The following is an 813-nucleotide window of genomic DNA, read 5'->3' as shown; positions in this document are numbered from 1 at the left end:
GGGCGAAGCCGCGCAGCGCCAGATCGACCACCCTGCTGGACGTGGTGAGGTCCGGGTCGCCCAGCAGCGCCGCGACCAGCGGCCTCAGCAGCGCCTCCACCGTCCGGCCGGGCACCCCGCGGGCACCGAGCGCGCGCTCGGCCGGCAGCTCCGCCCTGGTGTGCAACCGCGCCACCGGAGTGCTGCCCAGCCGGGCCAACTGGCCTCGGAGCCGAGCGGCGTCCACCGCGTGCGCGAGGGCGCGTGCGGTGTGTCGTGCGCCCCCTGTGACCCCGCTCGGGCGGAGGGTCCGGGCGCTGCTGACCCGTATCGACCGGTCACCGCTGCGGACCACCGCCCCGGGGGAGAACGGGCGCAGCGCCAGCGACTCCAGCCCGTGGCAGCGGGCCAGCTCCGGCCAGTCCTGGCAGAACAGCTGGGCGCCGTGGTCGAGCAGGTAGCCGTCCGTCCGGTCGGTCGCCAGCCGGCCGCCGATCCGGTCGGCGGCCTCCAGCACCGTGACGGCCACGCCGGCGTTGCTCAGATGGTGGGCGGCGGCGAGACCGGCGAGTCCGGCCCCGATGATCACCACGTCAGCGGTGTCCGTGCGACGTATGGGTGCGGTGCTGGGCACATGCCCTCCCCGAGATGAATACCCGATGCCGGTCTGATCCGTTCAGCCCGTGCGACCAAATCTCACGTGCGACACGACCCTACGAAGGTACGGGCTCCAGGGCAGTCGCGCACCGGCAGAGCACGGTCGCACAGTGGTCGCACGGCGCCGGAGCCGTACCGCCGGTGCTGCGCCGTCCCGCCGGCGCGCCCGCGCGCCCC

Annotated in this window: 1 protein-coding gene; it reads right to left on the bottom strand. The window is 75.2% G+C overall.

Annotated features, from left to right (window positions below; all coding sequences use genetic code 11):
* Window positions 1-613: FAD-dependent oxidoreductase (locus tag ACYVE9_RS29060; protein WP_461030862.1), on the bottom strand; the 613-nt coding region annotated here is incomplete at its 3' end.
* Between the last annotated feature and the right edge of the window lie 200 nt (window positions 614-813).

It is taken from the genome of Streptomyces sparsus, assembly GCF_054776295.1.
The sequence above is the reverse complement of the archived record's forward strand: the minus strand, read 5'-3'. Positions and strand labels throughout refer to the sequence as shown.